This window comes from Alteromonas sp. 009811495 (assembly GCF_028865455.1).
Classification (GTDB): domain Bacteria; phylum Pseudomonadota; class Gammaproteobacteria; order Enterobacterales; family Alteromonadaceae; genus Alteromonas.
The window spans coordinates 292,262-307,730 of the sequence record NZ_CP113972.1 but is presented as its reverse complement, the minus strand read 5'-3'; the positions used below and the strand labels follow the sequence as shown (position 1 = coordinate 307,730).

Below are 15,469 nucleotides of genomic sequence, written 5' to 3'. Positions count from 1 at the left end.
TGCAATCTGAATTTAATAGATACTATTTCGTTGAGCGCCTAGCAACTAATGTGGTGTCGACCACTTGGCTCTGGGTGGGCTTGCCTTCAAGTTGATTAATTAATTGCTCAACCATTAATGCTGCGGCTTGCTGTGTATTTTGTCGTATGGTGGTTAAAGACGGATGCATTAGTTCGGCCAGAGAAATATCATCATAACCCACAATACCTACGTCACTGGGAATACCAACGTAGCGTTCTTTCAATGCTTTGAGCGCGCCTAAGGCCACCATATCGCTAACGCAAACAATCCCGTCGAAATCGAGGCCATTGGCTTTTATGCGCTCGTTTATATACTGATAAGCTGCCTTCGACGTAATATCTATGGCACAGGTACACTGCGTGTCCACTTCAACGTTTACGTCTTGGTGTGCTTTTACGTAGCCTTTGTGACGTTCCTGCATTTCAGCGTGCTCAGGGTCTCCGAGAAACAGGACTCGCGTGGCGCCTTGGTTGAGTAAGTGCAACGTAGCACGGTAACCACCTTCAAAGTTATCTCCACCCACAATAGGATAAGGCGCGGGGGTCTTGGCATCTCCCCATACCACAATAGGCACGCCGCTTTGCGCTGCTAAATCAATTTTTTGTGTCGATTTTCCCTGACCAATCACCAATATGCCGTCGGCCCGTTGACTACGAATAAAATAATTAGCCCAGTCGTCGCTGGCCATAAACGAATTCGACAATAACAGCTCGTACCCTTTGGCATTAAGCGCTTGATTCAGCTCGCCCACTAGCTTGAGTAGAAAGGGATCGGTAGTACTCTGTTCGGTGTTATCAATAAGATTAAGAATAACCGCAATAACATTGGTTTTCTGCGTACGCAATCGGCTTGCTGCCGCATTGATACTGAAGTTATGTGTCTTCGCTAACTCTTGTATTTTTTCGCGCGTTTCTTTTTTGATAAGCGGGTTATCTTTCAATGCGCGTGATGCGGTCGAAGTAGACACTCCAGCCAATTCAGCCAATTTTGCCAGCGTGAGTTTTGTATCAGATGCCAATTTATATGTTCTCTAGTTATTAATAATTATTGCAACAGGCTTACTGTGTTCAAAAGCTGTGTGTTTTGGTCGATAGATCACGTTGCCACAGCATACTACGCAATATAACCCACATTCTTCATGCGTAAAACCTTGTTAACAAGATCCAACAATTAATTTGCAATCGATTGCATTTTATTCTTGCAATCGATTGCAAACAGATCTATTTTGTTTCCAATCGTGATGCGTATAACAATTTTTAAACCTGTTTAACGCATTCAGTTAACAACGCAAATAACATATTTTCGGGAGCACACACCATGAAAACGTTGTTTACAAAAGGAATGCTGGCGAGTGCAGTAGCGGTAGCACTAACGCAGCCCACTGTGGCACAAGAAGAAGCCACACAGCCAACTAATGACAACACCGAAGTAATTATTGTCAGTGGTACGCCAGGTGGCGCAGGGATCAGAAAAATTGACGCAAGCTTCGCTGTGACAAACATTGATGCGAGTGACATTGAAAAGCTAGCACCTAAATCAACTGCAGACTTATTCAAAGCCATTCCAGGGGTTTGGGTAGAAAGCTCAGGCGGTGAATCAGGCGCCAACGTTTTTGTAAGAGGCTTCCCAGGTGGTGGTGATGCACCGTTCTTAACCATTGCGTTAGAAGGTTCACCTATTTACCCCGCGCCTACACTGTCATTTTTAGAAAACTCTCAACTGTTTCGCATCGACGAAACAATTGAAATGGTAGAAGGTTTACGCGGTGGTCCAAACCCTGTAGTAAGTAACGGTCAGCCGGGCCTTACCACTAACTTTCGCTTAAAGCGCGGTAGTGACGCTACTGAAGCTCTGGCGAAATACACAATATCAGACTACGGCTTAAACCGTGTAGATGTTGTAGCCAGTGGTGCATTAGATGATGACTTGTACTACATGGTAGGCGGTTACATTAAAAGCTCAGAGGGAATACGTGATGCTGGGTTTAACTCTGAGCAAGGTAATCAATTTACGGTTAACATCACAAAAGTATTTAATAAAGGCGAGTTGAACCTCTATACCCGCCAGACAGATGATCGCGGCACTTGGTATTTGCCAACACCACTTAACATTGATGGTATCGACGCGAACTATACGCAAATTGGCCCACTTAATCGTCAAGGCACCATTGCCTACGGACCAGACGGTGCAACATCAGAATCATTCGACTTCGGCGAAGGCCGTGGATGGGATGGCCATGTAAGTGGCGGTAGTTTAAAACTAGAACTTGGTAACGACTGGCACCTTGTTGATCGTTTTAATCTAACTAAAGGCGAGGCCAACACCTTTGGTCTAGTGCCTAATGGTGCAGCAACTACGGTTGCAGCAGTAGCAGATAATGGTGCTACTGCAGTTGGCGCAGTGACTGGCACTGAGTATGCTGGCGATACCCCCATTCAACAAATTGGCCGTTGGGTTGTATTGAAAGATATTGAAGCGTTTACTAACGATTTAGCGGTTTCAAAAAGCTGGGAAGATTTTGACGTATCGTTTGGAATTTACAGCGCAACCACCAAAGCCAACGACTGGTGGAGTATAGGTAACACGGCTTATCATGTTCTTCAGCCAGGTGGTGAACTGTTAGATGGTATTGAGTGTAACACCCAAGCAGAAGGCTGTGACTGGAACTACGATATTAACTCTGTAGGTGACGCCAATACTTTTGCACTCTATGCAACCTCTACCTGGTACGCCTCTGACGATTTAAGCATTGATTTGGGTTTGCGTCGTGAAAATCACGAAGTGAACTATTCGGTTGACGAGGGACTTGACGGTGTTATTACCAAAGCTCTTGAATACGATGAAACGAAAACATCTTGGACGCTAGGTGCAAACTACGCGCTTACCGACAACAGCGGTGTGTTTGCGCGCATGAACCGCGGTTACAAGATGCCATACTTCGATGACTTCCGCGACAACTGGGGTGCATATACAGGTGGTAACGACCTAATCCAACAAGTTACGCAAGGCGAGTTGGGCTATAAGTTTATGAATGAAGACATTCAGTTCTTTGCGACCTTGTTTGCTAACGAAGTAGAAGGTGACACTTTTGTACGCCGCCCTGGAGCGCCGGCTGAAATTTTAACAAACGAAGCATACGGCGTTGAGCTTGACGGCCGTTACAGCCACGATTCTGGTTTCTCGGTAAGTGTAAACGCAACATTGCAAGAAACTGAAATTACCGCAAGCGCAAATAATGAAGGCAACGAAGCACAGCGCCAACCTGGCTGGCAAGTGCGTGTTACCCCAAGCTACGGTTTCGACATTGGTGATATGTATGCAACTGTTTATGGTACCTTGTCGGCTGTTGATGACCGTTTCGGCAACAATGAAAACACGGTAGTGCTTGAAGGCTACGAAAAAGTAGACGTAGGTGTAACACTTGAACCTACTGAATCGCTTCGCTTACAATTCTCGGTTGACAACTTAACTGACGAACAAGGCATTACAGAGGGCGACCCGCGTAACCCAGATGCGCCAAACGGCCGTTACATTATGCCAAGAAGCATGAAATTAAGCGTGTCTTACTTGTTCTTCTAGCAGTTATCTAACGCTATTTCTCAAAAGCCGATGCATTGCATCGGCTTTTTCATTTCAACTTACAGCAAAAAACCTTACTTTTATCTTACGCCCCATTCTTTTGATCGCAAGTGGTACTACAGTGGTATGCAGGTAAACATATTTCATTGTTTGTAGTGGCGTACCCACTTTTTAACCTACCAACGAGGTTCACCATGACAACGCCAAAAGTTATTTTTTTCGACATTAACGAAACACTGCTAGATATGCAGGCTATACGACATGGCTTAGCCGACGTGCTCAATGGTGACGACATCTTGGTTGATGTGTGGTTTGCGAATCTATTGCATCATAGTCTTGTTGATATCGCTTCTTCGCAATATCACGATTTCATTGATATTGGTGCTGCTGCATTGGTGATGGTTGCACATAGCAAAGACATCTCACTGGATATCGAACTTGCAAAAAAAACGATTGCTGAGCACATTACTGCATTACCGGCTCACGATGATGTCGCCCCTACTCTTAAAGCGCTAAAAGAAGCTAACGTTAAGCTAGTGGCTTTGTCTAATTCATCGCAAGCGGGCTTAACGAAGCAGCTAAAATTTGCTGAAATTCATCACTATTTTGACCATGTACTCAGTGTCGAATCTATTCGCGCATATAAGCCCCACCCGAATGTTTACCATTGGGCGTGTCAGCAAGCAGGGATTGCTAACAGTGATGCTATGATGGTAGCTGCTCATGGCTGGGATGTAAGCGGTGCGAAAGCCACTGGTATGCAAACGACCTTTGTATCAAGACCAGGAAAAATGATGTACCCGCTGGGGCTAAAGCCAGACTTTACTGTTAGCTCACTATACGAACTTGTCGAGTTGATGAGTTAAGTTTTTAATGGATTGGATCAAAAAAGCCTTACTGATGTAAGGCTTTCGATTTTGCATTAGCTAGCAATTAAAGTTTGGCGATTTCTTGAGAGTTCGCCTCATAACCTTTTGTGCTGCATGAGTTGCGCTTGGTTTCTAAGGCATTCAGCTGACGTTTTAGCCATGATTTTTGAATGCCAGATTTGGCAGTGTCCATCTCGCTGCTAACACGGGTAATTTCTTTACCTACGTTAACACACGCTTTTTTATTTGGTTCGAAGCCACCGTTAGCTAATACAGAAGAAGAAAATACTAAGGCAGATAATGCAATAAGTGTTTGCTGTTTCATAAGAGTCCCCAACTACTCGTTATAATCCCGGGTTTAGTTTTATACCGTTAGAACTGGGCAACTTATTGCCCTCAAATCTGATTAGAAATATAGCAGCCCATTTCAAAGCGTTGGGTGTTACAAAATATACGTTGTAATGAAAACAGCGATAAAATATGCAACCATTCCACTTAAGTTGTTGTTATTTTTTATTGTTATTACAAACAACCAACTCTCAATATTCGCTATATTAAAATCATTTTTGATAATTCTAACGGACTCAATAACCGGCCTATCCGTAGTATCGGCTACAGCAACAGCATTCTGTAGCAACATTACCCATTATTAAGCTGCGCTATTAAATCACTGATAAGAAGCACCTACAAGCATACTAGGAACGTGGTTATATAACCCAATACCCTTTACTTAATGACTACAACACTCTGGGGCTTAAAAAGTGATTATGTTCGCTCAACTGTTTATCGAGCCTCGCGTACTCGCGCCGGCTCAACAATCTGGTTGGTTTTTACTCAAATTATGACAATTTGGATCTCTTAACTCTTATCAAACTTCACCAAGAGCACTTTCAGATGCCACCAAACCCAACTCGTCGCTCGTAATTAGGCTTTCTATATTAACCAGAATCACCATGTGCTCATCAATATCAGCTAAGCCATGTAAATAGCGACTGTCAAAAGCAACACCAAACTCAGGAGGGGGTAAAACCTGCTCTTCTTCAAGACGGATAACGTCAGATACACCGTCTACAACGATACCGACTATACGCTGTTTTATATTAAGCATAATGACGATGGTGAACTCGTTGTACGTAGCTTCGCCAACATTAAATTTAATGCGTAAATCGACAATAGGAACAATGTCACCACGTAAATTAATTACGCCTTTTATAAAAGCGGGTGCGTTGGCAATTTTCGTAACTTGCTCATACCCTCTAATTTCTTTTACCGTAGTAATATCAAGGGCGTAGTGTTCATCGCCAAGCACAAAGCTGAGGTATTCTTTGTCTTGCCCCCCAGTAACCGCTTGTTGAAGTGAAGATTGACTCATGAAAGCAGTTCCTCTAATTGACTTGATGTGTAAGTAGTGGCGATTGAATCTGCGTCGATAATAAGCGCTACTTTGCCATCGCCCATAATAGTTGCCCCCGCAATACCGGCAACTTTGCGATAATGTAATTCCAAGCTTTTTATGACTACTTGTTGTTGACCGACCAATGCATCAACCAAGATACCGAAGCGCTTTTTGCTACTTTCAAGCAAAACGACAATACCTTCTGTCGCTGATTTCTGAGCTCCATCAACATCCATAAAGTCATAAAGTGGAACAAGTGGCCAATATTGGTCGCGAACATACAGTACAGTGTCATTACCCAGAGTTTTCAGCTGATGTTTTTGCGGTTGAAATGACTCGACGATATTCAGTAAAGGAATAACAAAAATCTGTTCGCCCACAGACACACACATACCATCGACGATAGCCAATGTAAGCGGCAAATGAATAAAGAAGGCCGAGCCTTCGCCAGCATTGGATTCAATTTCAATGCGACCGCCAATCGATTCTATATTTCGACGTACTACATCCATTCCTACGCCCCGGCCTGATACGTCGGTAATGGCATCGGCTGTGGAAAAGCCAGGTTGAAATATTAACTGCCAAACGGCTGAATCTGGCATGTCGTCAGACACCGATAAACCGTTACTTCTCGCCTTATCTAAGATTTTCTCGCGATGAAGTCCACCACCATCATCAATAATACTAATAATGATGCTGCCCCCCTTTTGTTCAGCGCTTAAAATGACGGTGCCTGTTTCAGACTTGCCGTTACTTCTGCGCGCAGATGGGCTTTCAATACCATGGTCTATGCTGTTTCTCACTAAATGGGTTAGTGGGTCGACAAGCTTTTCAATTAGGCTCTTATCTATCTCGGTATTACCGCCTTGTAAGACAAGTTCAACTTTTTTGTCCAACTTACTTGCGAGATCGCGCACCAACCGCGGGAATCGATTAAATGTAGCGGTTAACGGCAGCATCCGCATCGACATTACAGATTCTTGAATTTCACGGGTGTTACGCTGAAGCTCATCAATAGCTAGTTGCAGTCGCTCACCTATTTGGCCATCAACTTCATGACCTATCATAGAAAGCATAGACTGAGTAATTACCAGTTCACCTACCAAGTTCACCATTGCATCTATTTTTGTGGTGTCGACTCGAATTGATACGGTCTCTCGAGAAGCCACCGGTTTAGCTTGCTGGTTAGCTTCAGAAGTACTTTTGGGCGCCGTGGGCGTAGGTTTGTTTGACAAAGGCTTCGGCGTGTTGCTCTCTGCAGCGCTTTCATCTTTAGGCGCGATTGAAGGCACTTTGTTTTCTGCGTTAACAGGTAGCTCAGCATCATCAAAAAAGCCGAAACCGTCGTCTTCATGCGCACTTGATTTGCTTTGAGGTTGAACGTCTTCTTCATCAAAAAATCCGAAGCTATCGTCTGATGTTTCGCTTACAACTGCACTTGGGTTTTGCACTGTGTCATCGTCGTCGAAAAAACCGAAACCGTCATCGTCTTCAGCCGTGGTGTGCGGCGACTTATCACCACTCGCACCGCTTTGTTCTTGTCCATCTATGGCAGCATTTAACACCGTAATTCGCTGGGCAATATCATCTTCAGGAACAGGAGATTGTTGTCGGTAGGCCGTGAGTGTTGCCTTTAGTACATCCAGCGTCTCTAGCAGTACATTGACTATTTCAGTGGTCACACTGAGTTCACCGTTGCGGGCTTTATCTAGCAAGTTCTCCATTACATGTGTAAGGTTCATCAATGCATCAAAGCCAAAAATACCGCTACCGCCTTTAATAGAATGTGCCGCACGGAAAATACTATTGAGTTCTTCTGGATCAGGGGCGTCAACATTTAGCCCCATCAGCAGCTGCTCCATATCGTCTAGGTGTTCTTCACTTTCCTCGAAGAACACGCTGTGAAACTGCTCAATATCGATGCTCATATTGAATCTTTCCGGAATAAAAAGAAAAAGGTGTGCTTATCCCAACACACGCTTGGTAACGTCTAGCAGTTTGTTGGGGTCAAAAGGTTTCACCATCCAGCCCGTTGCGCCCGCAGCTTTGCCTTTTGCTTTCATATCATCACCGGCCTCTGTGGTTAGCATAACAATTGGCGTTCTTGCGTAGCTTCCTAACCCTCGAAGACTTTTGACCAGCGTTAAGCCATCCATGCGCGGCATATTCTGATCAGTTAATACAAAATCAAAACTTTGACCTTGGCACTTATCCAACGCTTCTTGACCATCCTGGGCTGTAGTTATGTCATATCCAGCACTTTTTAGCGTCATTTCTACCATTTGACGAATCGAGACAGAATCGTCCACTACTAAAATACGTTTGCTCATATGCTCACCTCTCCTCATGTTGTCTAATGTGACAACGGTTTATTCCTTATTAAAAGCCTAGAACAACTCTACGTCGCCGGCCGCCATTGACGTGGCAGAAACCGGGTTGTGGTCATTTTTTCCTTTCGCGGCTAACCCTTTTTGATACTCGTTAAGTGATTGAATAAAGTCAGTTAGATTGTCTGGGTTAAGTGTTTCAAGCTTTTCAATCACAAATTTTATAATGTCTTGAGTGTATTCGATGTGCTGACCATTAATATCGCCAAACTGCATACCCCGAATGGCGTTATTGATCGCTTCATTAAGTTGCTGGCCAATATCTTCTATTTGTTTCGTTGTTTTTAGGTCTGCTTCCGTCTTTTTGATAATTTCTGACAAGCGTTCGCTAATATGATCTTTCGCATTCACTACCTGCGAAATATCTTGTGAAGCAACAAATTCGGCGGTATCAGTTAATTTATCTACAAGGTTTCGGATGTTCTCCACTTGCGTTTTTATCACATCGCTAAATTGCGTAGAGCGAGTTGATAGCGCGCGGACCTCGTCAGCAACTACCGCAAACCCTCTCCCCGCTTCACCCGCTCGCGCTGCTTCAATGGCTGCGTTTAGCGCCAATAAATTGGTTTGTGCAGCAATATCGTCAATACCACTTAGCGCGTCGATAACGGTTGGCATGGCTTGCTGAATTGTTTGCACTTGGCTCATAAGCTGTTGTGTTGAGGACGACATTTGCTCTGTAGATGAAATGAATTGCTTGAGTGTTGCGTCGGTTTCTTTGGCAAAAGAGCGCATTCTGTCTGGGTATGACAAGGTATGCGCTTCGTCAACATTTAGTAAATCTTCGATGCATTCAGACTGGTCAGCCTCTAACGCTTTAAGGCGGTTAAATGCTTCTGACAAGGTTACCACTGCATCGTCCTGAGTGGATTTAATAGCAGATAAGTTGGAGGCGCAGGTACTCAATGACGCCGCTACTTTTTGACCTAACGCTGAAATATTGCTGTCGTTGTGAAATGACGGCGTCTGCCGCTTCTGATGTACGCTATGTTGAACCTGATGGGGTTTAGACGATTGAAGGTATTGATGAACCAAAAGCCCTAGCAGGAAAGCGCTAAATGCCAGTGCGCTAAGTAAATCAGAAACGAATAAATACAAAATCCAAGACAATAAAAGCCCTACACACGCAATAATGCTCGCGTTTCTCATTTGCTTGGATGTATTCAAGCTTGAAGATACCTCGTTTACCGCCAACTTGCGTTCCTCTTTTCTTTCGCCACGTCCTTCACATTCACCAATGCAATGCTATTTTTGCTTACTAGGATGTTGTTTGTTAGAGCGTTGAGAAGACAGCGTTACGCCATTCGCCATCAAAACAATAAGCACTACTTTTGTCTAAGTTCGCTTATGGTTTTAAGCGTAGTACTCATTTTCAAAAGTTGACAAGAATGCGCCGACTTTTTTTGCAAATTCGATGACATAGCAACTATTTGGCTGTTTTTGATTGCCGTTCATTACAAGTTAATGAGCAGTTGCAGGTATGCTGATGCAATAACTTTTACGCTATAAGAGGAGCTAGTGAAAAAGTTCCATAATGTTGCAGGCAGGATTAAGGTAAAGCGTGACAGGTGTAACAACCAGCACACTTTTTGAAAATTGTAGCGCATCATCATTTTGCTGAGCAAAAGACAAATTATCACTTAAGGCATAATCTACACGACCACTTTTGACGAGACGCATACCGGTGTCGATGTCTTCAACAAACACTACACGTATGCCTGCATCGGTAAATTGTTGTGCAAACGCAGAATCTTCTTTTGTGCGCAGCAAGGCTACACTTTTACCAGTGAGTTCATCGAGTGATTGCCATACAAATGTACTTTCTTTAGCTAGGCGCACCAATCCAACGCTCACTTCGCTTTTGGACAAAACAATCGACTGCGACTTGATACTTTCATCGGCAGGATAAAAACTTGCACACCAATCACCAGAACGAATTATTGCCGCTGCTCGCCCAGGAGGTGCATACACAGGTCGCCATGTTATGTCGTCACTAAGGGCAGCTTTTCGCAACAGTTCAAAAGCGATACCGTTACTTGGCTCTTCAGAAGTTGTAAATGGCGGATACTCAATAGCAAGCACGTCAATTGTTTTTGCCCAACTCGCAATAGGCAGCAATAACAGCGCAACAATGATAGTAGGTAAGCAGGCTAATCGCATAAATAAGGTTGAGAGATATTAGGTAGGTAAAATAGTAGTAGAACGTTTGCGCTCTTGCATCTCAATGTTAAGGCTTCACCGCTAATTCTTCATAAAAACTTCAGCTTTTTTCCAGTAATTTTCATCTTTTCTACAGGTATTAAATACCAAGGACTCTTAGTCTTTGCTTCAAGTAACGAGCAGGTATACCACCTCGTTTTTTCGTCGTTAATGTAACCACAGATAACTTGAAATGGTGCCAACATGAAAATGCCTATACAACTATCAAACGCTATCTATTATCACGTCAGCAGAATCGGTTTCGTTGTACTCTTGTTTGTCGCCCTTTTCTTATTACTGAGTGCGTTCAAGGGGCACCTACCAACAGGAAAACAGTTTCGTACATCGGGTATATCACTTCACTGTCTAGAAAAAGCTGATCCTCTTAGCCAAAGGCTAAAAAAGAACACGACGCTTAAATGCTTATTTGGCTATGTTTAAGTGTTTGAAATGTAGTGGTTAAAAGGGCAAGGCTTTAATGATGGTGCGCAGACGGGATTGTAACGCGCCAGGCACTGGCACCGACACGGTCGGTGCTTTTAATACCGTAGAATCAAAAAAGCCCCGCTAATGCGAGGCTTTTAAGAATGGTGCCCAGAGGCGGGATCGAACCACCGACACGCGGATTTTCAATCCGCTGCTCTACCAACTGAGCTATCTGGGCGAAACTGGTTAGCGTTCTAGGTGTTTAGTACCTGTCCTGCTGTGGGTGCGTATTAAACGGTTTTCCCTCTAACAAGTCAACCGTTTTTCTCGCTTTTTTTTCGGTTTTATTACTGTTTGCGCATTGTTTAAGCAAAATATGCTTTTTTGCTTATTTTTCAGGCGGAACATAGCCTTCAATTGTAGGTTCTATGCCTTCAAACAGGTAAGCCGACATTTTTTCTTCCAAAAACGAACGCGCATTTGGGTCCATCATATTTAATTTGTGCTCGTTAATAAGCATGGTTTGCTTTTTTTGCCATTCTGCCCACGCTTCTTTCGAAATATTATCAAAAATACGTTTACCCAGTTCACCCGGGTAAAGTTGAAAGTCGAGGCCATCGGCTTCTTTTTGAAGCTTTTGACAAAATACGGTTCTTGCCATGGGTTATCCTTGAGGTTCTTATATCGGTTGTAGCTAGACTAGCTGTTTAATAATTTTGGTAGTGGGGGCAGCTAGCCCTACTTCAATAGGTTCATTAAGCATAAACCATTTTGAAGACATTTCTGCCACCTGCTTTGTTGGTGGAGAGTTTACCACGGCAACTACTGGGGTTATATCTAAATGAAAATGGCTAAAAGTGTGCCTGAAAGGTTCTAGCGGCTGCGTTTGAGCAACCTCTATGCCACGTAACGATAACGCCTTTATTCCTTCCTCGATGGTTGTGGTTTCTAAAAAGCCATACAGCCCACCCCACAAACCAGACGACGGTCGCTGCTCTAAGTAAACCTGTTGATTGAACTGCGCCACCATCATGAAGGTTTCTTTCACTGGCAGTACTTTTTTAGGCTTTTTACCCGGATAACTAGTTTGTTCGCCTTGCGCATAAGCAATACAGTCTGCCTGTAATGGACACTCGTCACACTTTGGTTTGCTGCGGGTGCACACCATAGCGCCTAAATCCATCATTACCTGGGTGTAGTTCGCGCACCGCGTTTCTGGCGTGTTTGCTTCAGCGACTTCCCACAGCGCATTTTCTACCGTTTTTTGTCCAGGCCAACCGGCAATTGCATAATACCGTGCCAAAACACGCTTTACGTTACCGTCTAAAATAGGATGTCGTTGATTTCGAGATAACGACAAAATTGCGCCCGCGGTAGAGCGCCCTATGCCGGGTAAAGCAATAACGTTTTCAATGTCATTGGGGAACTCGCCATTGTACTGGTCAACAAGCACCTTTGCTGCTTTGTGTAAGTTACGTGCACGGGCGTAATACCCTAAGCCGGTCCAATGGTGCAGCACGTCGTCTTGAGATGCATTTGCCAATTCAAATACGGTGGGGAACGACTGCATAAAACGTTCGAAATAGGGAATAACGGTTGCCACTTGGGTCTGCTGCAACATAATTTCTGAAATCCACACCTTGTACGGTGTGACATTCTGTTGCCAAGGCAAGTGCTTGCGTCCGTGCTCATCGAACCAAGTGAGAACACGTTGGGCAAAACTGCCACTATATTTAGAAGTCTGTTCACTCATATTTACTACCAGTAATGGACACTGCCATTACCTATTTATCTACTCAGTGATTTATAAAAAAACGCGCTATGGTAGCATGTACGCGAATACTATTTTGTTAAGGAGCCGGCGTGTCGGTATCAAAGCCCGTTTTGTATTTTCCTGGCACCTTGTGCGATGAACGCATATTTATGCCATTGTGGCATGCTCTGCCTGCTCATCAACGTCGATATGTTCCTCTTCAGTGGGCAGCATCAAAAGACGACATGCTAGCCTTAAGCAAAGACAGAATACTAGAAGGCGAAAAGGTTCACCTTATAGGGTATTCCATGGGTGGCTATATTGCAGCGCTCATTGCTCAACAACGCCCAGAATCGGTCGCCTCTCTTACGCTGATTGGTTATAACCCCAACGGGCTATCCAAAGAAGAAATAGCCAAACGCCAACAACTTACCGCTATGCTTAAAAAAGGGCAGTTTAAGACCGACAACGATGCTTATCTTGCGCGCTTTATTCATCCGTCACGCATCGATGATGAAAATGTTGCGGGTGTTGTAAAGTCTATGGCCCAAGATTTGGGAAAAACAACCTTACTCAACCATACAAATGCCACTACACCTAGAGAGAGTACGACTGACATTCTCGCTAAGATTAATGCACCTTTGGCATTTATCACTGCCCAGCAAGACAATATCGCGCCTGCTGAAGCCATTGCGCGCGTTTGCCAGCAAATCCCCGGGGCATCATTACATCCGCTTGAAAATACAGGTCATATGATACCCCTTGAGCAAACTGAAGCGTTAGCCGCTATTATTGCAAAGCAAATTAGCGATTAAAAATACAGCATTTTTGCCATTATGCCGTTGCATAAGCCGCGGGTAAGTGGATAATGCGCCACCAGAAAATTTGGTAAGAAAGGCATTGCAAATGAGGCAATTCAAAAGTCAGGCGGAAGCAGAAGCCGCCGGTGTATATGTAAGTAAGGTAAAAAGCTATGTAAAGCGTGAAGGCCGACTTACTAAAGGACAAGAAAAAGCGCTGGCTGACTATTGGCCAACGATGGGTATCGACTATGCTGACGCGCCTTTATCTTTGTCTGATGTGTTTGGTCGCACTGCACCTGTCGTTGTTGAAATTGGCTTTGGAATGGGCAAGTCATTAGTCGAAATGGCAGCCGCTTCACCGGATAAAGATTTTATCGGTATTGAAGTTCATCGCCCAGGTGTTGGTGCGTGTTTATCTGACGCAGGTGATCAAGGCGTGGAAAACTTGCGTGTGATGGAGCACGATGCTGTAGAAGTGCTTAAGAACATGATCCCAGATGCTAGCTTGTCTCGCTTACAGCTCTTTTTTCCAGACCCTTGGCATAAAAAACGCCACCACAAGCGCCGTATAGTGCAATCTGAATTTGCTGAACTTGTTCGCACCAAGCTTGCTATTGGCGGCTGTTTTCACATGGCCACTGATTGGGAAGCGTACGCTGAACACATGGCCGAAGTTATGAACAACGCACCTGGCTACACCAATACTGCTGAAGAAGGCGATTATGTTCCGCGACCTGAGTACCGCCCTATCACTAAATTCGAAACGCGTGGTCAAAAGCTCGGGCATGGTGTATGGGATCTAATTTACGAGCGCACTAAGTAATGATTCTATCTCCTCAAAGCCAGCTACTCGAGCGTAATATCACTTTGTTTGACGAAGGTCAGTGGGCCTTTATCAACCCGTCAGATGCTTATTTTCTAGATGGATTGAAGTCGAAAACGGTAACCGTTATTCATCAATATTTTGATATATTCTCGGAATGCGTAAGAGTTATTCCTTCGGTGTCATTCGACAGCAGAGATATTGCCGAAGACGGTTTTGAGGTAGTGCAGAAAGTTGGCAGTCACACTCATATTTTTACGCCTTTTGTAAAACAAGAAAATTCCCACACCGATGTCATGCTTTTCTTACCCAAAGCAAAAACTCACTTTCAAATGTTGTTGCGAATGGCAGCAGGAATGGTAGGCCAAAACGGGCGTATCCATGTTGTAGGTGAAAATAAAGGTGGAATTAAGAGTGCTGCTAAATTAATGCAGCAATACGGGGCGACACAGAAAGTAGATTCGGCGCGTCATTGCAGTCTTATCACACTTATTGTTGAGCAAGCGCATTTAGCTTTCGATCCAAAAGACTGGACCCATTTCAACGACTATCACGTTGAAGGTACCAACTGGGAAGTGGCCGCGATGCCAGGCGTATTTAGCTACAAAGAGTTAGATGCAGGTACTGAGTTGTTACTAGAGAAGTTAACGCATAGTCTAAGTGGTAATGTATTAGATTTTGCGTGTGGTGCTGGCGTAATAGCAAGCTACTTAATGTTGAAATATCCTCACCTGAAACTGCATTTAACCGATGTCAGTGCCCTTGCTATATACTGTAGCGCGCTAACGCTCAAAGAAAACGGATTAGCAGCAACCTTGTATGGTGCTGATGGGCTACATGGGTTTACTCAGAAAGTACAACACATTGTAACCAACCCACCATTCCACACGGGTATTAAGACAGATTACACTATTACAAAGCGTTTTATCGCGGATGCTAAAGCAATTTTGTCATCACAAGGCACATTACAAATGGTCGCTAATCGTTTTTTACCTTACCCAGGGTTATTGTCTGAGCACTTTCAAACTGTTTATACCACGGCACAAACCTCACAATTTTCTGTATATCAAGCAGCATAGCCGTTAAAAAACGGTTATGCTTGTGCTAATTTAGCTTATCTGCATACAGCGATTGCGCCACCATCTTTGCTTCACATGTGTGGCGTCCCAGCATCTTTTCGATTGATTTAACACGGTTTTGCTAGTGCTCTGCA

At 44.0% G+C, this 15,469-nt stretch carries 15 protein-coding genes and 1 tRNA gene; 6 read left to right on the top strand and 10 right to left on the bottom strand.

Annotated features, from left to right (window positions below):
- Window positions 1-22 precede the first annotated feature (22 nt).
- Window positions 23-1,039: a LacI family DNA-binding transcriptional regulator gene (locus OZ660_RS01360; RefSeq protein ID WP_202263255.1), complete on the bottom strand. Its 1,017-nt coding sequence runs from the start codon at window positions 1,037-1,039 to the stop codon at window positions 23-25.
- 299 nt (window positions 1,040-1,338) lie between these two features.
- Between OZ660_RS01360 and OZ660_RS01355 the strand changes: the two genes are divergently transcribed.
- Both OZ660_RS01355 and OZ660_RS01350 read left to right on the top strand, forming a co-directional pair.
- A complete protein-coding gene (locus tag OZ660_RS01355) occupies window positions 1,339-3,600 on the top strand; it encodes a TonB-dependent receptor (protein ID WP_202263254.1) in 2,262 nt (753 codons plus the stop codon).
- 194 nt (window positions 3,601-3,794) lie between these two features.
- Window positions 3,795-4,466 (top strand): haloacid dehalogenase type II, encoded by a 672-nt coding sequence (locus tag OZ660_RS01350; RefSeq protein ID WP_274742306.1) that lies wholly within the window; start codon window positions 3,795-3,797, stop codon window positions 4,464-4,466.
- Window positions 4,467-4,533: 67 nt separating this feature from the next.
- Here the strand turns inward: OZ660_RS01350 and OZ660_RS01345 are convergent, their stop codons facing one another.
- The 6 genes from OZ660_RS01345 to OZ660_RS01320 all read right to left on the bottom strand — a co-directional run bounded on the left by OZ660_RS01345 (window position 4,534) and on the right by OZ660_RS01320 (window position 10,412).
- Complete coding sequence (locus OZ660_RS01345; RefSeq protein WP_202263252.1) at window positions 4,534-4,794, bottom strand: hypothetical protein; 261 nt, start codon at window positions 4,792-4,794, stop codon at window positions 4,534-4,536.
- 543 nt (window positions 4,795-5,337) lie between these two features.
- Window positions 5,338-5,841 carry a chemotaxis protein CheW gene (locus OZ660_RS01340; RefSeq protein ID WP_202263251.1) on the bottom strand — a complete coding sequence of 168 codons (504 nt, stop codon included), beginning with the start codon at window positions 5,839-5,841 and terminating at the stop codon, window positions 5,338-5,340.
- Complete coding sequence (locus OZ660_RS01335) at window positions 5,838-7,793, bottom strand: chemotaxis protein CheA (protein ID WP_202263250.1); 1,956 nt, start codon at window positions 7,791-7,793, stop codon at window positions 5,838-5,840. Before OZ660_RS01335 ends, OZ660_RS01340 begins: the two co-directional genes overlap by 4 nt.
- Window positions 7,794-7,829: 36 nt before the next feature.
- Window positions 7,830-8,195, bottom strand: a complete 366-nt coding sequence (locus OZ660_RS01330) for a response regulator (protein ID WP_202263249.1) — start codon at window positions 8,193-8,195, stop codon at window positions 7,830-7,832.
- A gap of 57 nt (window positions 8,196-8,252) precedes the next feature.
- Window positions 8,253-9,419, bottom strand: coding sequence for a methyl-accepting chemotaxis protein (locus tag OZ660_RS01325; protein ID WP_274742305.1), 1,167 nt, complete (start codon window positions 9,417-9,419; stop codon window positions 8,253-8,255).
- A 348-nt stretch (window positions 9,420-9,767) separates the two neighbouring features.
- Window positions 9,768-10,412: a substrate-binding periplasmic protein gene (locus OZ660_RS01320; RefSeq protein WP_274742304.1), complete on the bottom strand. Its 645-nt coding sequence runs from the start codon at window positions 10,410-10,412 to the stop codon at window positions 9,768-9,770.
- Window positions 10,413-10,655: 243 nt separating this feature from the next.
- On the opposite strand from OZ660_RS01320, the gene OZ660_RS01315 reads away from it, so the two are divergent.
- Window positions 10,656-10,892 (top strand): hypothetical protein, encoded by a 237-nt coding sequence (locus OZ660_RS01315; RefSeq protein WP_202263247.1) that lies wholly within the window; start codon window positions 10,656-10,658, stop codon window positions 10,890-10,892.
- Window positions 10,893-11,039: 147 nt separating this feature from the next.
- Here the strand turns inward: OZ660_RS01315 and OZ660_RS01310 are convergent.
- The 3 genes from OZ660_RS01310 to mutY all read right to left on the bottom strand — a co-directional run bounded on the left by OZ660_RS01310 (window position 11,040) and on the right by mutY (window position 12,630).
- A tRNA-Phe gene (locus OZ660_RS01310) sits at window positions 11,040-11,115 on the bottom strand.
- Window positions 11,116-11,265: 150 nt separating this feature from the next.
- The gene (locus tag OZ660_RS01305; RefSeq protein ID WP_159627170.1) at window positions 11,266-11,538 is read right to left on the bottom strand and encodes an oxidative damage protection protein; all 273 of its coding nucleotides are present in this window, start codon (window positions 11,536-11,538) and stop codon (window positions 11,266-11,268) included.
- A 33-nt stretch (window positions 11,539-11,571) separates the two neighbouring features.
- A complete protein-coding gene (mutY, locus tag OZ660_RS01300; protein ID WP_274742303.1) occupies window positions 11,572-12,630 on the bottom strand; it encodes an A/G-specific adenine glycosylase in 1,059 nt (352 codons plus the stop codon).
- A 110-nt stretch (window positions 12,631-12,740) separates the two neighbouring features.
- On the opposite strand from mutY, the gene OZ660_RS01295 reads away from it, so the two are divergent.
- The 3 genes from OZ660_RS01295 (at window position 12,741) to OZ660_RS01285 (ending at window position 15,335) form a co-directional block, all read left to right on the top strand.
- A complete protein-coding gene (locus OZ660_RS01295; protein WP_274742302.1) occupies window positions 12,741-13,445 on the top strand; it encodes an alpha/beta fold hydrolase in 705 nt (234 codons plus the stop codon).
- Window positions 13,446-13,536: 91 nt separating this feature from the next.
- A complete protein-coding gene (trmB, locus tag OZ660_RS01290; RefSeq protein ID WP_274742301.1) occupies window positions 13,537-14,256 on the top strand; it encodes a tRNA (guanosine(46)-N7)-methyltransferase TrmB in 720 nt (239 codons plus the stop codon).
- Window positions 14,256-15,335: a methyltransferase gene (locus OZ660_RS01285; RefSeq protein ID WP_226434115.1), complete on the top strand. Its 1,080-nt coding sequence runs from the start codon at window positions 14,256-14,258 to the stop codon at window positions 15,333-15,335. The genes trmB and OZ660_RS01285 overlap by 1 nt, the downstream gene beginning before the upstream one ends.
- Window positions 15,336-15,469 lie beyond the last annotated feature (134 nt).

Bases quoted from the DNA above. Each gene is read 5' to 3' on its own strand.
- OZ660_RS01355 (WP_202263254.1), top strand. From the start codon at position 1,339: ATGAAAACGTTGTTTACAAAAGGAATGCTGGCGAGTGCAGTAGCGGTA.
- OZ660_RS01350 (WP_274742306.1), top strand. From the start codon at position 3,795: ATGACAACGCCAAAAGTTATTTTTTTCGACATTAACGAAACACTGCTA.
- OZ660_RS01345 (WP_202263252.1), bottom strand. From the start codon at position 4,794: ATGAAACAGCAAACACTTATTGCATTATCTGCCTTAGTATTTTCTTCT.
- OZ660_RS01340 (WP_202263251.1), bottom strand. From the start codon at position 5,841: ATGAGTCAATCTTCACTTCAACAAGCGGTTACTGGGGGGCAAGACAAA.
- OZ660_RS01335 (WP_202263250.1), bottom strand. From the start codon at position 7,793: ATGAGCATCGATATTGAGCAGTTTCACAGCGTGTTCTTCGAGGAAAGT.
- OZ660_RS01330 (WP_202263249.1), bottom strand. From the start codon at position 8,195: ATGAGCAAACGTATTTTAGTAGTGGACGATTCTGTCTCGATTCGTCAA.
- OZ660_RS01320 (WP_274742304.1), bottom strand. From the start codon at position 10,412: ATGCGATTAGCCTGCTTACCTACTATCATTGTTGCGCTGTTATTGCTG.
- OZ660_RS01315 (WP_202263247.1), top strand. From the start codon at position 10,656: ATGAAAATGCCTATACAACTATCAAACGCTATCTATTATCACGTCAGC.
- OZ660_RS01305 (WP_159627170.1), bottom strand. From the start codon at position 11,538: ATGGCAAGAACCGTATTTTGTCAAAAGCTTCAAAAAGAAGCCGATGGC.
- mutY (WP_274742303.1), bottom strand. From the start codon at position 12,630: ATGAGTGAACAGACTTCTAAATATAGTGGCAGTTTTGCCCAACGTGTT.
- trmB (WP_274742301.1), top strand. From the start codon at position 13,537: ATGAGGCAATTCAAAAGTCAGGCGGAAGCAGAAGCCGCCGGTGTATAT.
- OZ660_RS01285 (WP_226434115.1), top strand. From the start codon at position 14,256: ATGATTCTATCTCCTCAAAGCCAGCTACTCGAGCGTAATATCACTTTG.